The organism is Pseudoalteromonas sp. 2CM32C (assembly GCF_023161925.1).
GTDB classification, from domain to species: Bacteria; Pseudomonadota; Gammaproteobacteria; order Enterobacterales; family Alteromonadaceae; genus Pseudoalteromonas; species Pseudoalteromonas marina.
In genome coordinates, this window is record NZ_JALNTI010000003.1 from 312,668 (window position 1) to 334,136 (window position 21,469).

Sequence of the window (21,469 nt, forward strand, 5' to 3'; positions counted from 1 at the left end):
GATTGAGGCTCTAAAAATGGCTTTATATAGCTCATTTAAATGGTGTGTTTATTAGCCTTTGTTCTTGAGGTGTAACAATTAAGTAGGAGCCTTGTTCATACCAGTCCCCTAAAACAGTGCGTTTAAGCGTTTGTCCATTTAGTGAGTATGTATGAATATTTGGTCGATGCGTATGACCATGGATCATGTTAACAACTTTGTGCTTCGTAAATGTCGAAAGGACAGCATCATCAACAACATCTAAAATTTCTATCGGTTTATCTGCTTGGCTAAGCTTACTTTTTTCACGGGCATTGCGAGCTATTTTTTTTCGGTACCATAATGGCATGGCAAGCATTAATTTTGGCCACCACCAACCGCGGCTTTTTTTACGAAATTTTTGATACTCAATATCTTGGGTACACATTTCATCCCCATGTAAAATAACAGTGGGGGTGCCGTAAAGGTCTATAACAGTTTGCTCATCTAACAGTGTCATACCTGCTAAATTTGCATAGTGCTCTCGCAGGATAAAGTCGCGGTTACCATGGATAAAATAGACGGGAATACCTGAATCACTTACTGCTTTAAGCTTTTTAGCTACACTGAGCGCAAGTTCAGTGACGTAATCATCACCTACCCATACTTCAAAAAAGTCACCTAAAATGTAAAGCGCATCAACGTCTTGATTCAAAATGTTAGATTCTAAAAAATTAAAAAAAGCAGCGCTAATATCAGGCCTATTTTCAGTTAAATGTAAATCAGCAATAAAATACGTTTTTTGAGTCATAGGGATATCTTTTCGATAAAAATAAAGCGGGCGCATGCATGTTGCAATGACACCCGCTGATACTCCACGTTATGTGGGTAAGCGAACTATTAGTTAACAGTAACGCTTTCGATGATCACGTCTTCAAGAGGCACGTCTTGGTGAAAGCCATTACTCCCTGTAGCTACACCTTTAATTTTTTCTACAATATCCATGCCTTCAACTACTTCAGCAAACACACAGTAACCCCAGCCTTGAGATGTTTCGCTGCTGTGGTTTAAAAAATCGTTGTTGTTAACGTTAATAAAAAACTGTGCTGTAGCAGAGTGTGGATCTGGCGTGCGTGCCATAGCTAAAGTACCTACTTTATTAGATAGGCCGTTGTTAGCTTCGTTTTGAATAGGGTCGTTAACGTCTTTTTGTTCCATACCTGAAACAAAGCCACCACCTTGAACCATAAAGCCATCAATTACACGGTGAAAAATTGTACCGTTGTAAAAACCTGCGTTTGCATACTCTAAAAAGTTTTTTACTGTGTTTGGAGCTTCTTGCTCAAACATTTTAATGGTGATGTCACCAAAGTTTGTGTGTAGAACAACCATGAGCTTTCCTATATCTGGTTTAAATAGTCGTACTATTTTATCTTAGTTAGCTAAGATTAACAAAGCGCTAGAGCCCATGCTTTTCAAGTGGTAACATACATTTTCTTGATAATAGTGAAGGACACCAACTAAATGGTACAAATATACAACACACTCACGCGACAAAAAGAACAATTTAAACCTATGGTCGATGGTAAAATCGACATGTATGTGTGTGGTATCACCATTTACGATTACTGTCATATCGGTCATGCGCGTACATTTGTTGGCTTTGACGTCATTGTTCGCTACCTTCGTCATATTGGTTACAATTTAAAATATGTGCGTAATATTACCGACGTTGACGACAAAATTATTAAACGTGCAAATGAAAATAAAGAGTCAATAAACGATTTAACGCTGCGCATGACCAAAGCCATGCATGAAGATTTCGATAGCCTAAACATGTTACGCCCGGATGTAGAACCGACAGTGACAGGACACATGGATGAAATTATTGAAATGGTTGAGCGTCTAATAGCTAAAGGGCATGCGTATGTTGCAGCTGATGGTGACGTGTTATTTGATGTATCAACGTTTGAGCAATACGGCGCGCTCTCTCAACAAGATTTAACAATGTTGCAGTCAGGCTCGCGTGTGGAAGTTGCGCAAGATAAAGACGACCCATTGGACTTCGTTTTATGGAAAAAAGCCAAAGCCGGCGAGCCTTCATGGTCATCTCCATGGGGAGAAGGGCGCCCAGGTTGGCACATTGAATGTTCCGCTATGAGCTCAAAGCATTTAGGTGAACATTTTGATATTCATGGTGGGGGTTCTGATTTACAGTTTCCGCACCATGAAAATGAAATTGCGCAGTCATGCTGTGCCAATAATGGTGAGTATGTAAATACGTGGATCCACACCGGCATGGTACAAGTAAATAAAGAAAAAATGTCTAAATCGTTAGATAATTTTTTTACTGTTCGCGATGTGCTAAAAGAGTACGACCCTGAGTCGGTTCGTTACTTTTTAATATCAGGTCATTACCGCAGCCAACTTAATTACTCGCAAGAAAACTTAGACCAAGCGCGTTCATCGCTTGAGCGTATTTATACTGCTTTACGTGACGTTAAACCTATCGAGTGTGAGCTTGAGAGTAACGAGTTCGTTATTAAATTTAGAAAAGCAATGGATGATGATTTTAATACTCCAGAGGCTTTACCTGTTTTATTTGAGCTGGCAAAAGAGCTAAACCGCGTAAAAGAAAGCGATGCAACACAGGCGGGTCAACTTGCGTTTATATTACGTACTATAGGCGAAGTACTAGGCGTTGCACAACAAGCTCCAGAAGCGTTTTTACAAGGTGGACAAGACGATAATGAGGTTGCCACAATCGAAGCGTTAATTGTTAAACGTAATGATGCTCGTGCTAGTAAAAATTGGGCTGTGGCTGATGAAGCCCGTGATGCACTTAATGCTTTAGGTGTAATACTTGAAGATTCAGCCGGTAAAACAACGTGGCGTAAGGCTTAATACTACTCGCTTGCAATAAAAAAGGGTTGCCGAATGGCAACCCTTTTTTATTTGAATTACATTCAGCTATGATATTTTTCGCATGCTTCTAATGTATTTTCAATTAAGCTGGCCACGGTCATTGGGCCAACCCCGCCAGGAACAGGAGTAATAAAGTGAGCTTTTTGCTCTGCAATGCTGTACTCAACGTCACCTACCAATTTACCTGTATCTAAACGGTTTATACCTACATCAATAACAATGGCGCCTTCTTTTACCCAATCTCCAGGGATAAATTCAGGTTTGCCCACAGCTACAACCAAAAGGTCTGCGCGTCGCACATGAGTTTCTAAATCTTGTGTAAACTTATGGCACACAGTAGTCGTACAACCGGCCAGTAATAGCTCTAACGACATAGGGCGGCCCACAATATTTGATGCGCCAACCACAACCGCATGCATGCCTTTATAACGAACACCGGTAGAATCGAGTAAAGTTATAATCCCTTTTGGCGTACAAGGACGAAGCGCAGGCATACGCTGTGCTAAACGACCTATATTGTAAGGGTGAAAGCCATCAACGTCTTTGTGTGGTGTAATGCGTTCTAAAATTTTCTCTGCATCGAGTCCATCAGGTAAAGGTAACTGCACCAAAATGCCATCTACTTCTGCATCATTATTTAGCTCATCAATTAAACTTAAAAGAGCATCTTCTTTTGTGTCTGCAGGTAAATCAAATGATTTTGAAATAAAACCAACTTCTTCACAGGCTTTACGCTTTGAACCAACATAAACTTGGCTTGCTGGATCAAGTCCTACGAGGACTACTGCAAGTCCGGGGGCGCGTAATCCTTTAGAAACGCGTTCGCTTACGCGTTGTGCAACTGTACTACGTACTTGTTTTGCGATTGCTTTACCATCAATGATGTTTGCCGTCATGGTTGACCTTTAATTGGGGTTAATTAACTAGATACCGATACTTTAAAAATGAACGCATAATAAAAAGGGGCATATGCTTATAAAGAGAATAATAACTTTATTTTTTCATTTAATATTACCAAGCCATTTTCGCAGAAAAGCATTGCAGCGCCAAGTTGCTTTTCATCTATATAGTACTAGAGTAATTAAATAGTTTAAATTTCAGTCTTCTATTATAATATTTAGCCATTGTGGGCTAAAAATGACCACTTGATTTGTTTTCTTAAAAAAACGTTTGACCTAACCCCGTCAAATCACTATTATGCACCCCGTTGTCAACGAGGTCACTCGTAGAGAATAGTAAGTAACGGCGATTAGCGCAGTTTGGTAGCGCACTTGGTTTGGGTCCAAGGGGTCGCAGGTTCAAATCCTGCATCGCCGACCATTTTTTTATAATTTAATTATAATCGAATAGCTTATTGGTAAACTATGAAGTTTTCGATGCGCCCATAGCTCAGCTGGATAGAGCAACGCCCTTCTAAGGCGTCGGTCGAAGGTTCGAATCCTTCTGGGTGCGCCATTTGAAAACATGTAAATATAGCGGTGATTGTAGCTCAGTTGGTAGAGCCCCGGATTGTGATTCCGGTTGTCGTGGGTTCGAGCCCCATCAGTCACCCCATTTACAAGAATATCGGCGATTAGCGCAGTTTGGTAGCGCACTTGGTTTGGGTCCAAGGGGTCGCAGGTTCAAATCCTGCATCGCCGACCACTTTCTCAAGGTGGTTTTAAACGCTCTGTTTAATTGTTCAGTATGAAAAAAGAAGCTTAGCCTTCAATGTCGGCGATTAGCGCAGTTTGGTAGCGCACTTGGTTTGGGTCCAAGGGGTCGCAGGTTCAAATCCTGCATCGCCGACCATTTTCTTATTTATAACTCCTCTGTATTTTTTTATTCTATTTTTCTATTGCTATAAATAAAACTCACTTAAACCTCTGAAAACAACGGTTAGCCTGTTTTTTACTCGGTTAGGTGCTGTAGTACCCAATCTATCCCAAATAATTGCCCCCCATACTCGACTATCATAAATATTAGGTTATAATGCCGCGTCTATTGTTTAACATAGTGCCCTAAGGGCAAAGCAGCAATGGTATCTCATGGTAGCGACGGATGCTTTTAAGTGTGAAAAATCGCTTAAACTTTATCAAGACTCATGCAGATCACTTTGTTTGTAAGGAAGGCGAACAGTCGCCAAAATTGAATATTGAGGTAAATCATGCAAGTTTCTGTTGAGACGACCCAAGGCCTTGAGCGCCGTATAACTATCACCGTTCCTGCAGAGAACGTTGAGACCGAAGTAAAAAAACGCCTACAACAACTGTCAAAAACACAGCGTATAGATGGTTTCCGTGCTGGTAAGGTACCTGTATCTGTAATTAACAAGCGTTTTGGCGCTGCAGTTCGTCAAGAAGTTGCTGGCGAAGTAATGCAACGTAACTACATTGAAGCAATAGTTGCTGAAAAAATTAACCCTGCTGGCGCGCCTTCATTCGCTCCTAAATCACTTGAAGCAGGTAAAGATTTAGAATTCTCAGCTACATTTGAAGTTTACCCTGAAGTTGAAGTTCAAGGTTTAGACAAAATTGCTGTTGAAAAACCAGCGGTAACAGTAACTGACGAAGACTTAGCAAACATGCTAGAAACTCTTCGTAAGCAACACGCAGAATGGGCTGAAGTTGATACAGCTGCCGGCGAAAGTGACCGTGTAACAGTTGATTTCGTAGGTACTATCGACGGTGAAGTATTTGAAGGCGGTAAAGCTGATGACTTCCCATTAGAGCTTGGTCAAGGTCGTATGATCCCAGGTTTTGAAGATAACATCGTTGGTAAAAAAGCAGGCGAAGAAGTTGTTGCAGATGTAACATTCCCTGAAGATTACCATGCTGAAAACCTTAAAGGTAAAGCAGCTCAATTCACTATCACAGTGAAAAAAGTAGAAGCGCAAGAGCTTCCTGAATTAAGCGAAGAGTTTGCAACTAAATTCGGTGTTACCGAAGGCGGCGTAGACGCGCTTAAAGAAGAAGTTAAAAAGAACATGACGCGTGAACTTGACCAAGCGGTTAAAGCTAACGTTAAAGACCAAGCAATCAAAGGTCTTTTAGAAAACAACGAAATTGAAGTGCCAAAAGCACTTGTTGATCAAGAAGTTGACGCACTACGTCAGCAAGCAGCTCAACGTTTTGGCGGCGACGCTAAAAACATGCCTGAGCTTCCAGCTGAATTGTTCCATGAGCAAGCTGTAACACGCGTTAAGACTGGTCTTTTATTAGGCGAAGTAATCAAAGCTAACGACATTAAAGTTGATGATGCTAAAGTTGAAGCATTAATTGCAACAGTGGCTTCTGCATACGAAGATCCAACTGAAGTAGTAGAATACTACAAAGCAAATGATCAACTTATGCAACAAATGCGTAATGTTGCAATGGAAGAGCAAGCTGTTGAAGCTATTTTAGCTAAAGCAAATGTTTCAGACGTTGAAAAAGCATTTGATGACATCATGAATCCGCAGCAAGGTGCTTAATAAGTCATTGACTTAAGCTCTCGCTAACGATTAAATGGCTCGTGTTACACTGTTTAAACAGCGTGCCCGGGCCATTTTTAGTTTTTGGCTCTTAATTTGCGAAAAACGATAACTATGCTTCCTTATAATAAGGATAAGTATAAGCGCATAAGGAATTAAATAAGTATGAATACTGGTATTACAGATCCCCTAAATGCATTGGTCCCTATGGTTGTTGAGCAAACACCAAAAGGTGAGCGCTCGTATGATATTTATTCGCGACTTTTAAAAGAGCGTATTATTTTTTTAACAGGCCAAGTTGAAGACAACATGGCAAACCTAATTTTAGCGCAAATGCTATTTTTAGAATCAGAGAACCCTGATAAAGATATTTTCTTATACATAAATTCACCGGGTGGCTCAGTAACTGCTGGTATGGCAATTTACGACACAATGAACTTTATCAAACCTGATGTGAGTACTATTTGTGTAGGACAAGCAGCGAGCATGGGGGCATTTTTGCTTACCGCTGGTGCTAAAGGTAAACGTTTTTGTTTACCTAACTCACGTGTAATGATCCACCAACCTTTAGGTGGTTTCCAAGGTCAGGCGTCTGACTTTGAAATACACGCCAAAGAAATACTATCTATTAAAGATAAGCTAAATCGCTTAATGGCAGAACACACGGGTCAGCCGTTAGATGTGATTTCAAAAGATACTGATCGTGACAACTTCATGAGCGCTTCAGAAGCTGTAGAGTACGGCTTAGTTGACTCAGTATTTGCAAATCGCGATAAAAAGTAAGCGCTTGGTGAGCAGGGGACCTGTTAATCACTTTTAGTTACTATGCGAAAAACAATAAATTTTGTTATAGTTAAGCGTATTGAAATAGCCACCATAAATCTTGGTGGCCAACGTAATAAGATGAGGTAGCTGAATGTCTGACACTCCTACAGACGGCGACAAAAGTAATAAATTGTTATACTGCTCTTTTTGTGGCAAGAGCCAGCACGAAGTACGCAAATTAATTGCAGGCCCTTCAGTATACGTTTGTGATGAATGTGTAGAGTTGTGTAACGATATTATCAGGGAAGAGATCAAAGATATTGCTCCTAAGCATGACTCGTCTGATAAACTACCTGTTCCAAAAGAAATTCGAAAACACCTAGACGACTACGTTATCGGCCAAGACCATGCGAAAAAAGTATTGTCTGTTGCTGTTTACAACCATTACAAACGTCTTCGTAATCAATCAACCAAGCAAGATATTGAGCTTAGCAAAAGTAATATTTTGCTAATAGGTCCGACTGGTAGTGGTAAAACATTACTAGCAGAGACGCTGGCTCGTTTACTTGACGTACCGTTTACAATGGCTGATGCAACGACACTTACCGAAGCCGGTTACGTGGGCGAGGATGTAGAAAATATCATCCAAAAACTATTGCAAAAATGCGACTACGATGTGGAAAAAGCACAGCGTGGCATTGTATACATTGATGAAATAGACAAAATTTCTCGCAAATCAGATAACCCATCAATCACGCGCGATGTGTCGGGTGAAGGTGTGCAACAAGCATTACTTAAGCTGATTGAGGGTACGATTGCTTCTGTGCCTCCTCAAGGTGGACGCAAACACCCACAGCAAGAATTTTTACAAGTAGATACGTCTAAAATCTTGTTTATTTGTGGTGGTGCGTTTTCAGGGCTTGATAAAGTCATTGAGCAACGTAGCCATAAAAATACTGGCATTGGTTTTGGCGTTAGTGTTAAAGAGTCTGCAGAAACGCGTTCTTTAAGCGAAACGTTTAAAGACGTAGAGCCCGAAGACTTAGTGAAATACGGTTTAATACCTGAATTTATTGGCCGTTTACCTGTAGTTGCTACACTCACAGAGTTAGATGAAGCTGCACTCGTACAGATTCTAAGTGAGCCTAAAAACGCGATTACTAAACAGTTCTCAGTGTTGTTTGGTATGGAAGATGTAGAGCTTGAGTTCCGTGATGATGCTTTATCTGCTATCGCTCACAAAGCAATGGTTCGTAAAACCGGTGCACGTGGCCTTCGCTCTATCGTAGAAGGTATTTTACTAGATACCATGTACGAACTTCCATCTATGGATGATGTCAGCAAAGTAGTTATTGACGAAACGGTAATTAAAGGTGAGTCTGATCCAATCTTGATATATGAAAATAATAATCAAGATAAAGCAGCATCTGAATAGTTTTTAAGCTATTTGCATTAAAAAGGAGCCTAGGGCTCCTTTTTTTATAATTAATTTAAACGAGTCGGGGAAAATTGTTGAACTTTAATGTGGTTATCCCCATATACTTGAGTAATCTTTTAAATAAATGAAGTGCGAAGAGAAATATAATGACGCTTGAGAGAACCGACCAAGTCGAAATCCCAGTGCTAGCACTGCGCGATGTTGTGGTGTACCCACACATGGTGATCCCGCTTTTTGTAGGCCGTGAAAAATCAATAAAATGCCTTGAAGCGGCAATGGATAAAGACAAACAAATTTTCTTGGTTGCACAAAAAGATGCAACTGTAGACGAACCAGAGCAAGATGATATTTATCGCATTGGTACTATTGCAACTGTACTTCAATTATTAAAACTCCCTGACGGGACAGTAAAAGTATTGGTAGAAGGCACACAGCGCGCTGAAATCAAAGACTTTGTTGATAACGACGAGTTTTTTGTTGCCGATGCTCAATTTATTGAATCAGATTTAATTGATGAACAAGAGCAAGATGTATTTATTCGAAGCGCAATTAGCCAATTTGAAGGCTATGTAAAGCTCAATAAAAAAATTCCACCAGAAGTGCTCACTTCGGTATCAGGTATTGATGAACCAGCGCGACTTGCAGACACAATGGCTGCGCATATGCCTTTAAAAGTACCTGAAAAACAAAAAGTGCTAGAAATTTCAAGCGTGACAGAGCGTTTAGAATACCTAATGGCCCTAATGGAAGGTGAAATCGACTTATTGCAGGTTGAGAAGAAAATTCGTACCCGCGTTAAAAAGCAGATGGAAAAATCTCAGCGCGAGTATTACCTCAACGAGCAAATGAAAGCCATTCAAAAAGAGCTTGGTGAACTTGATGATGTTCCTGATGAGTTTGAAGCGCTCAAAAAGCGTATTGAAGAGTCGGGCATGTCATCAGAAGCACAAGAAAAAGCCACGACAGAACTTAATAAACTTAAGATGATGTCGCCAATGTCCGCTGAGGCAACGGTTGTGCGTTCTTACATCGATACATTAATTAACGTGCCATGGAAAAAACGTTCAAAAGTTAAAAAAGATTTAGCTGGTGCACAAAAAATATTAGACAGTGAGCATCATGGCCTTGATAAAGTAAAAGAACGTATTTTAGAGTACCTAGCGGTACAACAGCGTACTAACAAGCTTAAAGGGCCAATTCTGTGCCTTGTAGGACCTCCAGGTGTCGGTAAAACATCACTTGGTCAGTCGATTGCCCGTTCTACTGGCCGTAAGTATATTCGTATGGCGTTAGGCGGTGTTCGTGATGAAGCCGAAATCCGAGGCCATCGTAGAACGTATATTGGTTCTATGCCTGGTAAGCTAATTCAAAATATGACAAAAGTAGGGGTCAAAAACCCACTATTTTTATTAGATGAAATCGACAAAATGTCTTCAGATATGCGCGGCGACCCAGCTTCAGCATTGTTAGAAGTACTGGATCCTGAGCAAAACAGCCATTTTGCCGATCATTATCTTGAAGTAGATTTTGATTTATCGGATGTTATGTTTGTCGCTACTTCGAATAGTTTTAACATCCCTGGTCCTCTTTTAGACCGTATGGAAGTTATTCGTTTGTCAGGATATACAGAAGACGAAAAGCTTAATATTGCAAAAGAGCACCTGATCACTAAGCAAGTAAAGCGTAATGGCTTAAAAGACAACGAGATTGAAATAGACGATAGTGCAATTATCGGCATTATTCGCTATTACACACGTGAAGCGGGTGTCCGTAATTTAGAGCGAGAAATTTCTAAGTTGTGCCGCAAAGCTGTTAAAAATATTCTGATTGAAAAAGACACTAAAACGGTGACTATTAATCAAGATAATTTAGAAGAGTACTTAGGCGTTCAACGTTTTGACTATGGTAAAGCAGAAGATGGTGATCGAATTGGTCAAGTTACAGGTCTAGCATGGACTGAGGTTGGTGGTGATTTACTGACAATCGAATGTGCAGCCGTGCCAGGAAAAGGTAAATTGACCTACACCGGTTCACTTGGCGATGTAATGCAAGAGTCGATTCAAGCAGCAATGACCGTTGTGCGTAATCGTGCTGATACTTTTCGCATTAACAGTGATTTTTATGAAAAGCGTGACATTCATGTTCACGTTCCTGAAGGTGCAACACCAAAAGATGGCCCAAGTGCTGGTGCAGCCATGGTGACTGGTCTGGTGTCGAGTTTAACAGGTAACCCAGTTAAAGCTGATGTTGCTATGACTGGCGAAATAACGCTTCGTGGTGAAGTTCTGCCTATTGGTGGCTTAAAAGAGAAGTTACTAGCTGCGCACCGTGGTGGAATAAAAACCGTTATTATTCCAAAAATTAACGAACGTGACTTAAAAGAGATCCCAGATAACGTACTGGCAGGTCTTGATATTCACCCAGTGACATGGATTGATGAGGTGTTAAAACTTGCTTTGGTACATCCTGTTGAGAGTTTTTCAGTCGAAACAGAGAAAAAGCAGTAAAAAACGTAAAAAAAGTGCTTTTTAGGGCTTTTCAAATCTAAACGGTATGATAAGTTAAGCACTGGTTTTCAAGCCTAGGCCTTATGTGGCCTAGGCTCAAGAAAAATATAATCATGTGAGCATTACAAGTTTGCTCTAAAATTTTCAAAAAAGTGATGTTAGTTTAAAAAACCATCGCTCTTGATAATAACAATGAAAGAGGATGATATTGTGAATAAATCTCAATTAATCGATCAAATCGCAGCTGATGCTGACATTTCTAAAGCGGCTGCAGGTCGTGCACTTGATTCATTCATCGAATCTGTATCTGGCGCGCTTAAAGATGGCGACTCAGTTGCACTTGTTGGTTTTGGTACTTTCTCAGTACGTGAACGTGCTGCACGAGCTGGCCGTAACCCACAAACTGGTGAAACTATTCAAATCGCTGCTGCAAACATTCCAGCTTTCAAAGCCGGTAAAGCGCTTAAAGACGCAGTAAACTAATCAATAGTTTAAACAGATTAGTTATGGCGAAAGTAAAGTTACTTAATCAGCCTAACAGTTGAATTGAGTAACTTTACCGCTAGTTACTTCAAGTGAAAAAGCGTATCTGGTAAGATACGCTTTTTTTACATGTGACAAGGTATTGAGCCTTGATCAAAAAGAGATAAACAAATGCTTGAGAAAATCAGAGAAGGTTCGCAAGGACCTGTAGCCAAAATAATTTTAGGCGCGGTGATTTTATCTTTTGCTTTAGCAGGGATCGGTAGTTACCTAGGTCAAACCACGGAACAACCTGTTGCTGAAGTAAACGGAGTTAAAATTAGCCAAACGGAATTTAACCGCGCGTACCAAAACGAACGTAATCGTTTAGAGCAACAATTTGGTGAGTACTTTACACAAATTGCTGCAGATCCAAATTATATGGCACAAATTCGTCAAGGTGTAATTGACCGCTTAGTACAACAAGAATTGCAATCACAGTTAGCGGCAGAATTAGGCCTTCGCGTGAGCGATGATACAGTTCGTAAAACAATTTTAGAATTGCCTTACTTCCAACTTGGCGATAAATTTAATAACGATCGTTATTTACAAGTAATTCGTCAAATGAACTTCCAACCAGATACTTTTCGTGAATACCTTCGCGAAGACATGACACGCAGTCAGTTAGTATCAGCAGTTGCAGGCACAGACTTTGCGCTTGAAAGCGAGCTTAAAAGTGCTATTGCTCTTCAACAACAAACTCGTAGCATTGATTACTTAGTAATTAATAAAGAGTCACTTGCAGATAATGTTGAAGTATCAGAGCAAGAAGTTTCAGATTACTATGACCTAAATGCATCGCAGTTTTTATCACCAGAACTTATCTCGGTGAACTATGTCGAATTGAAAGCTGAAAATATTGTTGTTGGTTCAGTGACTGAAGAAGATGTGAAAGCGTCTTATGAGCAAAATAAGGCGCAATATGTTGAGCCTGAAAAACGCCGTGTGTCACACATATTAATAGATAATAGTGAAGACGATGATGCAGCTAAAGCTAAAGTCGATGCGCTTTATGCTGAGCTTCAACAAGGTGCAGACTTTGCTGAACTCGCAGAGTCTTCATCTGATGATATCGTTAGCGCAGAGATGGGCGGTGACCTTGATTGGATTGAACGTGATGTAATGGATCCTGCATTTGAAGATGCAGCATTTTCACTTGAAGCGAAAGGTGATTTTTCAGAAGTGGTTGCGTCAGAGTTCGGTTATCACATCATTAAACTGACTGATATTCAGCCACAACAAGTTAAACCATTTGATGATGTAAAAGCGGACTTACGTGCTGAGTTAGAGCGTGCTGAAAAAATTGATGCATTCTACGATAAGCAAACCGAAATGGGTGCAATTGCGTTTGAAATTTCAGATCGTTTAGATGATGCTGCAGAAGTTGCTGAACTAGAAGTTCAGTCAACCCCTCTTTTAGCATTGAACGCTTTACCTGAGCCGTTAAATACACCGGCTGTTATTACTGCACTCACATCTGTTGACTTACTTGAAGACAAAGTTAACTCTGAAGTTATTGAGTTGGGCGATGAGCACATTGTTATCGTGCGTATTAACGAGCATCAGCCAGCGTCAACTAAACCATTAAGTGATGTAAGTGAACAGATCAAAACACGCTTGGTAAATGATAAGACCTCTGAGCTTGCCAAAGATAAAGCGCGTAGTTTGTTTGCTGAAATTCAAGCAGGTAAAAGTTTGAATGATATTGCAACTGAGCAAGACTTAACGCTTCGTCAAGAGTCACAACTAAATCGTCAAAGTTTTGCTGTCTCGCCAGCGATTGTTACTCAGGCATTTAAAATGGCTCACCCAGCAGACACTGCAGTGGTAGATGTTGTTGACTTAAATAACGGTGATGCAGCGATTGTTGCACTTAACTCAGTGACAGATGCTACAGTAACCGCTGATATTGACCCACAAGCTAAACAAAGCATTACAATGGCTCAAGCAAACAAAAACTATATGGTTTTCATAGAGTCGCTTAAAGCTAAAGCTGAACTTAATTTACCAGTAGTTGAACAAGCTGCTGAATAAGTTAATTTTGGTTATTAAAAAAAGGCGCTTATGAGCGCCTTTTTTATTGTTTTAATTCGAGTGTGTTTATACCACTGCGTAATAATACCAATCATTTTAGGGCGCTAGATAGGCCTTGCAATAAATTCAATAGGGTTACCGCTAGGCTCTTTTATCATCATGTGCTGCGTAGGGCCTTTACCTAAATTCTCTGGTGCAAATTCTATAGTAATATTATTTTGCATTTTTAAGTGCTTATGCAGCTTGCTTAACTTTTCAATACTCTCAACACTGAGTGCTAAATGGTGTAGGCCCACATTTTCTGCTCGATTAAACTCTACACGTTTTTCATTATTCTTAATTCGCCACAATGTAATGGTTGTTTTTATTAGATAAAAAGTACGCAGGATAAGTTGGATCATTTCCCAGCACTTTAAAACCAAGCACATCAGTAAAAAACGCTTTAGATGAATTTAAATCTGAAACAGTTAAACCTAAATGATCGATTCCGCCAACCCAGTTTTTAACTTTGTTAGGGGGCTCGGCAATAGCAGAGGCTGATAAAATCAGTAGGGGAGTAATACTAAGTAGTGTGTTTTTGAGCATGGAGTGGCCTTGTTAAAAAGTAAAAGTTAATAACAAGACCTTCTAAAATGCACTTACATAACAAAAAATTGCATTAACAGCTTAATAGACGCTGCGTTATTTTTGACTGAGGGTTATTAAATACATTTTCTGTTAAACCATACTCAACAACTTCGCCTTTATCTAGCACTATGACTTGATCACTAATATGGCGTACTAAACTAAGGTGATGGGTGATCATGACATAAGTTAAACCCGTTTCACGTTGTAACTTGAGTAATAAATTTACTATTTGGGCACGTATAGAAGGGTCTAAAGACGATACGGCTTCATCGAGCACCATCACTTTAGGATCTAAAATAAGCGCTCTGGCAAAAGCCACACGTTGCAATTGGCCAACACTGAACATATGTGGATAGTAATGTTGGTGATCGACTAGCAATCCAACTTTAGAGAGTGTTGTATTTATTTTTTCTGAGCGCTCTTCTTCATCAAAGTCCGTATTGTATTGCAAGCAATCATCAAGCATGTCGCCAATAGTTAAACCTGGGTTTAACGACGCCCCTGAGTCTTGGAAAATCATTCTAATGTGACGACATTGGTTATCACGAATACCGTTATCTTCTATTACATTGCCTTCAAGTAATATTTGCCCAGCGTTTGCGTTATCGGCACCGGCAAGTAACTTAGCTAACGTACTTTTCCCTGAGCCTGTTTCACCAATTACGGCAATGGTTTCACCTTTACCAATACAAAAAGAAATGTTTTTTAGCACTTCAAATTTTTTGCGTTTAAATAAACCCGCTCGCACATCAAATGTTTTAGATAGCGCTTGTACTTTGAGAGTAGGCTGCATTACTTCACCTCCTTTATAAGCGGAAAGTGACAAGCGTAGCTGTGCCCACTGTGTTTAGTGAGAGCAGGTGTAACTACACATTCTTTTTGTGCTTGTGGGCAACGTGGCCCAAGTCGGCAACCAATTGGTAAATGTTGTAAAGTAGGAATAGTACCTTTAAGCGCATAAAACGGTTCTTTATGAGCCAAGCCTTGCTCGTAATCTGGCAAGCTTTTCAAAAGTGCTTGGGTGTATGGATGGCGAGGTTGCTTAAATATTTTATGAGTTGGACCTGCTTCAACCATTTGCCCGCAATATAAAACATGAATCCCATGAGACCAATCAGCAATCTCTTCAAGCTCGTGTGAAATCATTAAAATAGACATATTCTTGAGTTGATTAAGGCTTTTTAATAACCTAAACACTTGCGCACGGGTAGTACTCTCAAGTGCCGTAGTCGGCTCATCAGCAATTAATAGCTTAGGTGTTCGGGCAATTGCCATTGCAATCATTACCTTTTGGCACACACCTTCTGAGAGCTCATGGGGGTAGCTGTCTAGTACCGCTTCATGGTTTTTGATACCAACTTTATGGATAAGTGCTTTAACGCGGTCTTTTCGTTCGCGATTTCGTTTTAAAAAGAATCCCTTGCGAGCGACTTCAGGTAAGGTTTCAGCAATTTGATTAAAAATTTTCGCTGTAGGGTCAAGGCAACGGCTAGGATCTTGGTAGATCATTGCAATATCTTTACTAACCGTTTGTCTGCGTTGCTCCGGAGTGAGGCGCATTAGGTCAACACCACGCCAGTGAATTCTATCAGCGGTTATATTCCAGCGTTCGTTTAATACACCTACGATTGCTTTTGCGATTAGGCTTTTACCTGAGCCTGACTCACCTACAAGCGCATGCACTTCACCTTCTTTTAAGCTAAAGCTGACCCTATCAACTGCTCTTATAACTGTTTCTGAAGTGCGCAGTTCAATGGTTAAATTTCTAACATCTAATAATTGCATTTAATCGGCCTTGCGCTCTTTTAGCACTTGTCTAAGTCCATCGCCTACTAAATTGGTCGATAATACCGCTAAAAATAATAATACGCCTGGTAAGGCAACCGTCCAAGGTGCTAAATAAATTAGGCCAAGGTTTTCTGCCAATATGGCACCCCATTCAGTGGTTGGGGGTTGTGCGCCTAACTTTAAAAAACCCAACGCAGAAATATCTAGTATGGCCGTAGACAGTGCCATAGTAAAAATAACCACTATGTGTTCGTAAATATTAGGAAAAATACCGCGCGATATAATATGCCAATTTGAAGCGCCGTCGAGCTTAAAAGCCGTAATGTAATCTTTGCTTAGCTCTTCTACTATTAGGTTTCTAATAGAGTGAATAAACTGCGGTAGTAAGGCTAAAATAATAGCCCATACTGTATTCATCAAGCCCGGGCCTAATACTGCAATAATGATAATAGCCAATAATAAAGACGGTATTGAAAGAGTGATATCAAGTAAGTGGTTTAAAAAGCTTGAACGCATACCTCGACTAATGCCAGCAAATGTTCCGACTAATACACCAATTATGGTGGTCAATAATGCAGCGACGACCGATAAACCAAATGTATAGGTTGCGCCGTTCATTAAACGCGACAACACATCGCGTCCTAAATCATCAGTGCCTAAAATAAAACGCACATCGCCCATTTCTCGCCACGAGGGTGGAATAAGTAGCGCATCACTGTGCTGCTGGTTTACCCCATAAGGCGCTAAAAATGGTGCGCTGGCAGCGAGTAAGGCAAATGCCAAAAACACCCATAAACCAACAAGGGCAGGGTGATTGTTTTTAAATTTTCGCCAAAATCGCGCTAGTGGCGATTTATTCGACTCTTCAGAAAATACCTTAAACTTTGCCATGGGCTTGGTTCCGTGAGAGTGGGTCGAATAAACTATAAAGAAGTTCGGTTGTTATAGTGGCTAAAATAACAAATAAAGATACAGCCATTAGGCCTCCCTGAATTGCAGGAAAGTCGCGCTGGTAAATACTGTCTATCAACCAGCGGCCAATACCAGGCCACGAAAAAATAACTTCGGTGATCATAGCAAGCGTTATTAGTGTACTGAATTGCAAACCAATTTTTTTAATTACCGGTAAAAGCGCATTGCGCAGTGCATGATGCATGATTAATTGGCGTCTGTTTAATCCCTTCGCGCGTGCTGTTTTAATAAAATTTTGATCCATTATTTTCAACATTGATTCGCGGGTAAATCTTACAAGCACTGTGGTTGGGTATGTGGCAAGCACAATTGTGGGCAGTGTTAAGTGGTGTAATGCATCTACAAATGCCATTCCTTTATACGGAAAGCCGGCAAGCATGATATCAATGAGCATAAACCCGCTGGCTGCTGGAATTTCATAAAGAAGCCCCATTCTACCCGACATAGGAAACCACCCCAATTTGAGCGAAAAAATCATAATTAGTAATAAAGCTAACCAGAATACAGGCATAGAATAGCCCACAATGGTGGTTGAATTAATAAGCTTATCTGGCCAGCGATTGTAATACGCTGAGCCTATAATACCTGCAGGCACGCCAACAAATATAGACACAATAAGTGCATAGACACTAAGCTCTAACGTCGCTGGTAATAAATCAAGAATATGTGAAAAAACATTGTCGCCAGAGGCAAACGATAATCCCCAATCACCCTGAAAAACTCGCCCTAAAAAGGCGAGGTATTGCATAAAATAATTACTGTTATAAAAGTATTTATCTTCTAATTGCGTATTTTGAGAAAAATTATTACTCGGAACGCCACTCAAATTACTTAATGGATCACCAGGGAATAAGTACGCCAACGAAAATGTAAAAATGCTGAGCATGAGCAACATAAAAAGTAATAAACCAAGGCGGCGTAAAATATAATCGAGGATCATTACTTTTTCCTCGCATTGGCTAACGAAATAGCCCCAAATGGGCCAAGCTCTATGCCGTCTACATCGGCACTGCTTGCTTGAAACCGTAACCCATGAGCAATGGGCAACAAGGGTAATTCATCCATGATAAGCGACTGCACATCTGCGTAGTATTTTTTTCGCATATTTAAGTCTGTCGTATCGAGTGCTTGCGCCAGTAATAGATCAAATTTAGGGTTGCACCAATTGGCTGGGTTTTTGCCACTAAATGTTGCTGAGCAGCTTAATAACGGGCTAAAGAAGTTATCGGGGTCTGGCGTATCTGCTGCCCAGCCGAGGAGCACGCTATCGTGTCTGTGCTCTCCAATTCGCTGAATAAACGTATTCCACTCGTATTCTACAATACTGACGTTAACACCTACTTTGCGTAAGTCACTTTGCATTAATTCAGCCATTTTACGTGCATTGGGGTTATAAATACGACTCACTGGCATGGCCCAAATATTCATATCAAACCCATCAGAAAAGCCGGCTTCAGCGAGTAGCTTTTTAGCAAGGTCAGGGTCAAATGATGGCATACTTGTTTGAGCGTTAAAAGCCCATGAGGTTGGTGGTAACATCGATTCGGCACGTGTTCCATTACCGTAATATACCGCTTGCATTATTTTATCTGTATCAATTGCATGTGCAAGCGCCTTGCGAACTCGAATGTCGTCAAAAGGTGGGCGTTCTGTGTTAAAAGCCCAGTATCCAACATTGAGGTTGGTTTCTTTTTCAATATTAATATCTTCACGCTGGGCTAAAATACTCAACTGAGCACTACTAGGATGAGCGGCTAAGTCGCACTCTTTAGTAAGGAGTTTTGCGATTCGGGCTGTGCCATTAGGGGTAATGTCGTAAACGAGTTGTTCAAGGGCAACGTCGTGTTTCCAATAATCGGGGTTACGGTAAAAGCGGACTAAATTATCACGGCGATATTCACGATAAATGTAAGGACCAGTGCCTACAGGGTATTGATCAAAAAATTCTTCTTGCTCTGCAGCTTTACGTTTCATTGCATACTCGGCCGATAAAACAACCGCGAAGTCAGTGGCCATGTTAGCTAAAAAACTACTTTCAGCATTAAACAACTCAAATCTAACTTGGTGGTCAGACACGCGAACAATTTTACGAATAAGCTGATCAACGCCTACACTTTGAAAATAAGGGTAACTGGCATCACCCACAAAATGATAAGGGTTGTACACATCAAATAAGCGGCTAAAGGTAAAAATTACGTCATCGGCGTTAAAAGTGCGGCTAGGTGTAAAGTACGCGGTGGTATGAAATGGTACGTCTTTTCGAAGAGTAAAGGTGACCGATTTACCATCTTTACTTACTTTCCAATCTGTTGCGAGTTCGCTTTGAAACTCAGCAGTAACCGGATCAATACTTATTAAACGGTCATAAAGCTGATTGGCAATAATATCAATAGTTGAGCCTGTGGTTGTCACTTGTGGGTTAAACGACACAGGGTTTGCCTCGGCGCAATAGACCAAGCCTTGGTTTTTTTCTTCAATAACGCGTTCTTCACTATCTAAGCAGCCAACTAAAGTGCCTGCTAGTAAAGCAAGTAAAAATTTATGCACACGCATAACCTCTAACTATTGTTGATCCAACAAATTGTATTTTTTTAGATACCCACGTAATTGATGATACGTTAAACCAAGGACTTCTGCAGTTTTCTTTTGATTAAATTGGCTATGCTCAAGCGCTTTGTTAATCATATTTATTTCAAATTCATTTGAGCGTTCTTTTAAGCTACAAGGAAATTGAATATTGGCTTCAACTTTTTGCTCAGAAACGTTTACAGGCGCTGCAACAGAAACAGGCTCAGCACTAACATGTTGAGTGGTTATTGGTGCTTTAATACGCGCTTTAGGTCTAAATGGACTTTCGAATGGGTCTAAAATAATCTGGTGAACGGGAATATGTTCACTTCCGTGGCGATATAAGCTACGTTCAACCACATTTTTAAGCTCACGAATATTACCAGGCCAGTTATACGATAAAAGCGTTTCTGTAGCGCTTCGAGTAAACCCGCTAAATAGCTCCCACTCTAAATCGCGTGCCATGTTCATCGCAAATTGCTCTGCGAGCAGCATAATATCGTCTTGACGTTCACGCAATGGGGGAAGCGTTATTACATCAAATGCTAATCTATCAAGTAAATCACTTCTAAACTCACCTTGTTCAGCAAGGTATGGTAAGTCTTCATTGGTGGCGCATACTAGGCGAGTATCTACTTTTACAGTTTGCTTGCCGCCTACTCTTTCAAACTCACCATACTCTATAACGCGTAGGAGTTTTTCTTGTACCATGGCGGATGTATTTGCCAATTCATCCAAAAATAGCGTACCGCTGTTAGCACGTTCAAAACGGCCTTCGTGACGTTTACTGGCCCCTGTAAATGCGCCGCTTTCATGACCAAACAATTCACTTTCGAGCAGGTTCTCGTTCAATGCAGCACAATTTAGTTTTACGTAGTTTTGATCCCAACGTTTAGATAAAAAATGCAGGCGGGCAGCTATAAGCTCTTTACCTGTGCCTCGTTCGCCAATAATAAGCACCGGCTTATCTAGATTAGCTAGTTGCGATACTTGATCCAACACAGATAAAAAGCTGTCTGATTGGCCCAGTAAATTGTCTTGTTGGCGATATTGGCTCATATTCCCTAAGTCTTAGTCATTTTTACTAACTGTTAGTGTATTTCATAATTATGAATAACTAAAGTAATTTGTATATTTAGTTTAACTTAATGAAAATACAGTGTATTTTAGTTTTTAAAAAGTTGGCAAGCATATTGATACTAGTTAAAGCAGACTAACTAAGTTTTAATTACAGAGGTAAATGTTATGGGAATTTTTTCACGTTTTGCAGATATTGTTAATTCTAATATCAATGCCATTTTAGATAAAGCAGAAGACCCAGAAAAAATGGTGCGTCTGATTATCCAAGAAATGGAAGATACACTAGTAGAGGTTCGCTCTACGTCAGCTAAAACTCTGGCAGAGAAAAAAGAAATTGTTCGCCGCCTAGATACACTTAAAGTTCAAGTAAGTGACTGGCAAGAAAAAGCTGAGTTAGCACTTAGTAAAGACCGCGAAGATTTAGCTCGTTCAGCATTGCTCGAAAAGCAAAAGTCGGCAGATGCAGTGACGGCTGTAGAAGGTGAACTTGAGCATGTAGAGTCTCATATTGAGAAGCTTCAGCAAGAAGTGACCACGTTACAAGAAAAGTTAGCTGATGCTAAATCACGTCAAAAGGCAATAATTCTTCGTCAGCGTTCAGCTGAGTCGCGCCTAGAAGTGAAAAAAGCACTTGATAGCTCGAAGGTAGAAGATGCACTTAATCGCTTTGAACGTTACGAAACTAAAATTGATGGACTAGAATCTCAAATAGAGTCTTACGATTTAGGTAAGCAAACGTTAGCAGATGAAATTGCTGATTTACAAAAAAATGAAAAAATTGATGATGAGCTAGCTGAACTTAAAAAGAAGCTTGCTGATAAGTAATTTACGCAG

General features: G+C 40.3%; 17 protein-coding genes, 5 tRNA genes and 1 pseudogene. 13 read left to right on the plus strand and 10 right to left on the minus strand.

Annotation, left to right across the window (positions count from 1 at the left end; translation table 11 throughout):
• Positions 1-31: 31 nt before the first annotated feature.
• Both MTF67_RS08405 and MTF67_RS08410 read right to left on the minus strand, forming a co-directional pair.
• Complete coding sequence (locus MTF67_RS08405) at positions 32-769, minus strand: UDP-2,3-diacylglucosamine diphosphatase (protein ID WP_248519264.1); 738 nt, start codon at positions 767-769, stop codon at positions 32-34.
• A gap of 89 nt (positions 770-858) precedes the next feature.
• Positions 859-1,350 carry a peptidylprolyl isomerase gene (locus MTF67_RS08410; protein WP_008128620.1) on the minus strand — a complete coding sequence of 164 codons (492 nt, stop codon included), beginning with the start codon at positions 1,348-1,350 and terminating at the stop codon, positions 859-861.
• 132 nt (positions 1,351-1,482) lie between these two features.
• Here MTF67_RS08410 and cysS point away from each other — a divergent pair, with 132 nt between their 5' ends.
• A complete protein-coding gene (cysS, locus tag MTF67_RS08415; protein WP_248519265.1) occupies positions 1,483-2,862 on the plus strand; it encodes a cysteine--tRNA ligase in 1,380 nt (459 codons plus the stop codon).
• Positions 2,863-2,924: 62 nt separating this feature from the next.
• On the opposite strand, the gene folD is transcribed toward cysS, so the two are convergent.
• A complete protein-coding gene (gene folD / locus MTF67_RS08420; RefSeq protein WP_008127813.1) occupies positions 2,925-3,779 on the minus strand; it encodes a bifunctional methylenetetrahydrofolate dehydrogenase/methenyltetrahydrofolate cyclohydrolase FolD in 855 nt (284 codons plus the stop codon).
• Between the two features lie 347 nt (positions 3,780-4,126).
• On the opposite strand from folD, the gene MTF67_RS08425 reads away from it, so the two are divergent.
• The 11 genes from MTF67_RS08425 (at position 4,127) to MTF67_RS08475 (ending at position 13,600) form a co-directional block, all read left to right on the plus strand.
• Positions 4,127-4,203, plus strand: a tRNA-Pro gene (locus tag MTF67_RS08425).
• A 58-nt stretch (positions 4,204-4,261) separates the two neighbouring features.
• A tRNA-Arg gene (locus MTF67_RS08430) sits at positions 4,262-4,338 on the plus strand.
• 23 nt (positions 4,339-4,361) lie between these two features.
• Positions 4,362-4,437, plus strand: a tRNA-His gene (locus MTF67_RS08435).
• A gap of 13 nt (positions 4,438-4,450) precedes the next feature.
• Positions 4,451-4,527: transfer RNA gene (locus tag MTF67_RS08440), tRNA-Pro, on the plus strand.
• A gap of 70 nt (positions 4,528-4,597) precedes the next feature.
• A tRNA-Pro gene (locus MTF67_RS08445) sits at positions 4,598-4,674 on the plus strand.
• A gap of 355 nt (positions 4,675-5,029) precedes the next feature.
• Positions 5,030-6,334 carry a trigger factor gene (gene tig / locus MTF67_RS08450; protein ID WP_008126620.1) on the plus strand — a complete coding sequence of 435 codons (1,305 nt, stop codon included), beginning with the start codon at positions 5,030-5,032 and terminating at the stop codon, positions 6,332-6,334.
• Positions 6,335-6,499: 165 nt separating this feature from the next.
• Positions 6,500-7,117, plus strand: coding sequence for an ATP-dependent Clp endopeptidase proteolytic subunit ClpP (gene clpP, locus MTF67_RS08455; RefSeq protein ID WP_008126622.1), 618 nt, complete (start codon positions 6,500-6,502; stop codon positions 7,115-7,117).
• Positions 7,118-7,250: 133 nt separating this feature from the next.
• Positions 7,251-8,534 carry an ATP-dependent protease ATP-binding subunit ClpX gene (gene clpX / locus MTF67_RS08460; RefSeq protein WP_006794855.1) on the plus strand — a complete coding sequence of 428 codons (1,284 nt, stop codon included), beginning with the start codon at positions 7,251-7,253 and terminating at the stop codon, positions 8,532-8,534.
• Positions 8,535-8,683: 149 nt separating this feature from the next.
• The gene (gene lon / locus MTF67_RS08465) at positions 8,684-11,044 is read left to right on the plus strand and encodes an endopeptidase La (RefSeq protein ID WP_008126626.1); all 2,361 of its coding nucleotides are present in this window, start codon (positions 8,684-8,686) and stop codon (positions 11,042-11,044) included.
• A gap of 192 nt (positions 11,045-11,236) precedes the next feature.
• Positions 11,237-11,527 (plus strand): HU family DNA-binding protein, encoded by a 291-nt coding sequence (locus MTF67_RS08470; RefSeq protein ID WP_157849304.1) that lies wholly within the window; start codon positions 11,237-11,239, stop codon positions 11,525-11,527.
• A 171-nt stretch (positions 11,528-11,698) separates the two neighbouring features.
• Entirely contained in the window at positions 11,699-13,600 is a 1,902-nt protein-coding gene (locus MTF67_RS08475; protein ID WP_248519266.1) for a SurA N-terminal domain-containing protein, read from the plus strand.
• A gap of 104 nt (positions 13,601-13,704) precedes the next feature.
• Here the strand turns inward: MTF67_RS08475 and MTF67_RS08480 are convergent.
• The 7 genes and pseudogenes from MTF67_RS08480 to pspF form a co-directional block, all read right to left on the minus strand.
• A pseudogene (locus tag MTF67_RS08480) lies at positions 13,705-14,185 on the minus strand (VOC family protein).
• A 73-nt stretch (positions 14,186-14,258) separates the two neighbouring features.
• The gene (locus tag MTF67_RS08485; protein WP_138740105.1) at positions 14,259-15,020 is read right to left on the minus strand and encodes an ATP-binding cassette domain-containing protein; all 762 of its coding nucleotides are present in this window, start codon (positions 15,018-15,020) and stop codon (positions 14,259-14,261) included.
• Complete coding sequence (locus MTF67_RS08490; RefSeq protein ID WP_058429500.1) at positions 15,020-16,012, minus strand: oligopeptide/dipeptide ABC transporter ATP-binding protein; 993 nt, start codon at positions 16,010-16,012, stop codon at positions 15,020-15,022. Before MTF67_RS08490 ends, MTF67_RS08485 begins: the two co-directional genes overlap by 1 nt.
• A complete protein-coding gene (locus MTF67_RS08495; protein ID WP_006793652.1) occupies positions 16,013-16,906 on the minus strand; it encodes an ABC transporter permease subunit in 894 nt (297 codons plus the stop codon).
• Positions 16,893-17,927, minus strand: a complete 1,035-nt coding sequence (locus MTF67_RS08500; RefSeq protein ID WP_008126634.1) for an ABC transporter permease — start codon at positions 17,925-17,927, stop codon at positions 16,893-16,895. Before MTF67_RS08500 ends, MTF67_RS08495 begins: the two co-directional genes overlap by 14 nt.
• Positions 17,927-19,534, minus strand: a complete 1,608-nt coding sequence (locus tag MTF67_RS08505) for an ABC transporter substrate-binding protein (protein ID WP_008126635.1) — start codon at positions 19,532-19,534, stop codon at positions 17,927-17,929. The genes MTF67_RS08500 and MTF67_RS08505 overlap by 1 nt, the downstream gene beginning before the upstream one ends.
• A gap of 15 nt (positions 19,535-19,549) precedes the next feature.
• On the minus strand, positions 19,550-20,614 hold the full coding sequence (gene pspF, locus MTF67_RS08510; RefSeq protein WP_248519267.1) for a phage shock protein operon transcriptional activator: 1,065 nt from the start codon (positions 20,612-20,614) through the stop codon (positions 19,550-19,552).
• Positions 20,615-20,800: 186 nt separating this feature from the next.
• Here pspF and pspA point away from each other — a divergent pair, with 186 nt between their 5' ends.
• Positions 20,801-21,460: a phage shock protein PspA gene (gene pspA / locus MTF67_RS08515; RefSeq protein ID WP_006793648.1), complete on the plus strand. Its 660-nt coding sequence runs from the start codon at positions 20,801-20,803 to the stop codon at positions 21,458-21,460.
• Positions 21,461-21,469 lie beyond the last annotated feature (9 nt).

Coding starts and splice junctions, on each gene's coding strand:
- cysS (WP_248519265.1), top strand. CDS start 1,483: ATGGTACAAATATACAACACACTCACGCGACAAAAAGAACAATTTAAA.
- pspA (WP_006793648.1), top strand. CDS start 20,801: ATGGGAATTTTTTCACGTTTTGCAGATATTGTTAATTCTAATATCAAT.
- MTF67_RS08410 (WP_008128620.1), bottom strand. CDS start 1,350: ATGGTTGTTCTACACACAAACTTTGGTGACATCACCATTAAAATGTTT.
- clpP (WP_008126622.1), top strand. CDS start 6,500: ATGAATACTGGTATTACAGATCCCCTAAATGCATTGGTCCCTATGGTT.
- pspF (WP_248519267.1), bottom strand. CDS start 20,614: ATGAGCCAATATCGCCAACAAGACAATTTACTGGGCCAATCAGACAGC.
- tig (WP_008126620.1), top strand. CDS start 5,030: ATGCAAGTTTCTGTTGAGACGACCCAAGGCCTTGAGCGCCGTATAACT.
- MTF67_RS08475 (WP_248519266.1), top strand. CDS start 11,699: ATGCTTGAGAAAATCAGAGAAGGTTCGCAAGGACCTGTAGCCAAAATA.
- clpX (WP_006794855.1), top strand. CDS start 7,251: ATGTCTGACACTCCTACAGACGGCGACAAAAGTAATAAATTGTTATAC.
- MTF67_RS08405 (WP_248519264.1), bottom strand. CDS start 769: ATGACTCAAAAAACGTATTTTATTGCTGATTTACATTTAACTGAAAAT.
- MTF67_RS08485 (WP_138740105.1), bottom strand. CDS start 15,020: ATGCAGCCTACTCTCAAAGTACAAGCGCTATCTAAAACATTTGATGTG.
- MTF67_RS08470 (WP_157849304.1), top strand. CDS start 11,237: ATGAAAGAGGATGATATTGTGAATAAATCTCAATTAATCGATCAAATC.
- folD (WP_008127813.1), bottom strand. CDS start 3,779: ATGACGGCAAACATCATTGATGGTAAAGCAATCGCAAAACAAGTACGT.
- MTF67_RS08495 (WP_006793652.1), bottom strand. CDS start 16,906: ATGGCAAAGTTTAAGGTATTTTCTGAAGAGTCGAATAAATCGCCACTA.
- lon (WP_008126626.1), top strand. CDS start 8,684: ATGACGCTTGAGAGAACCGACCAAGTCGAAATCCCAGTGCTAGCACTG.
- MTF67_RS08490 (WP_058429500.1), bottom strand. CDS start 16,012: ATGCAATTATTAGATGTTAGAAATTTAACCATTGAACTGCGCACTTCA.
- MTF67_RS08500 (WP_008126634.1), bottom strand. CDS start 17,927: ATGATCCTCGATTATATTTTACGCCGCCTTGGTTTATTACTTTTTATG.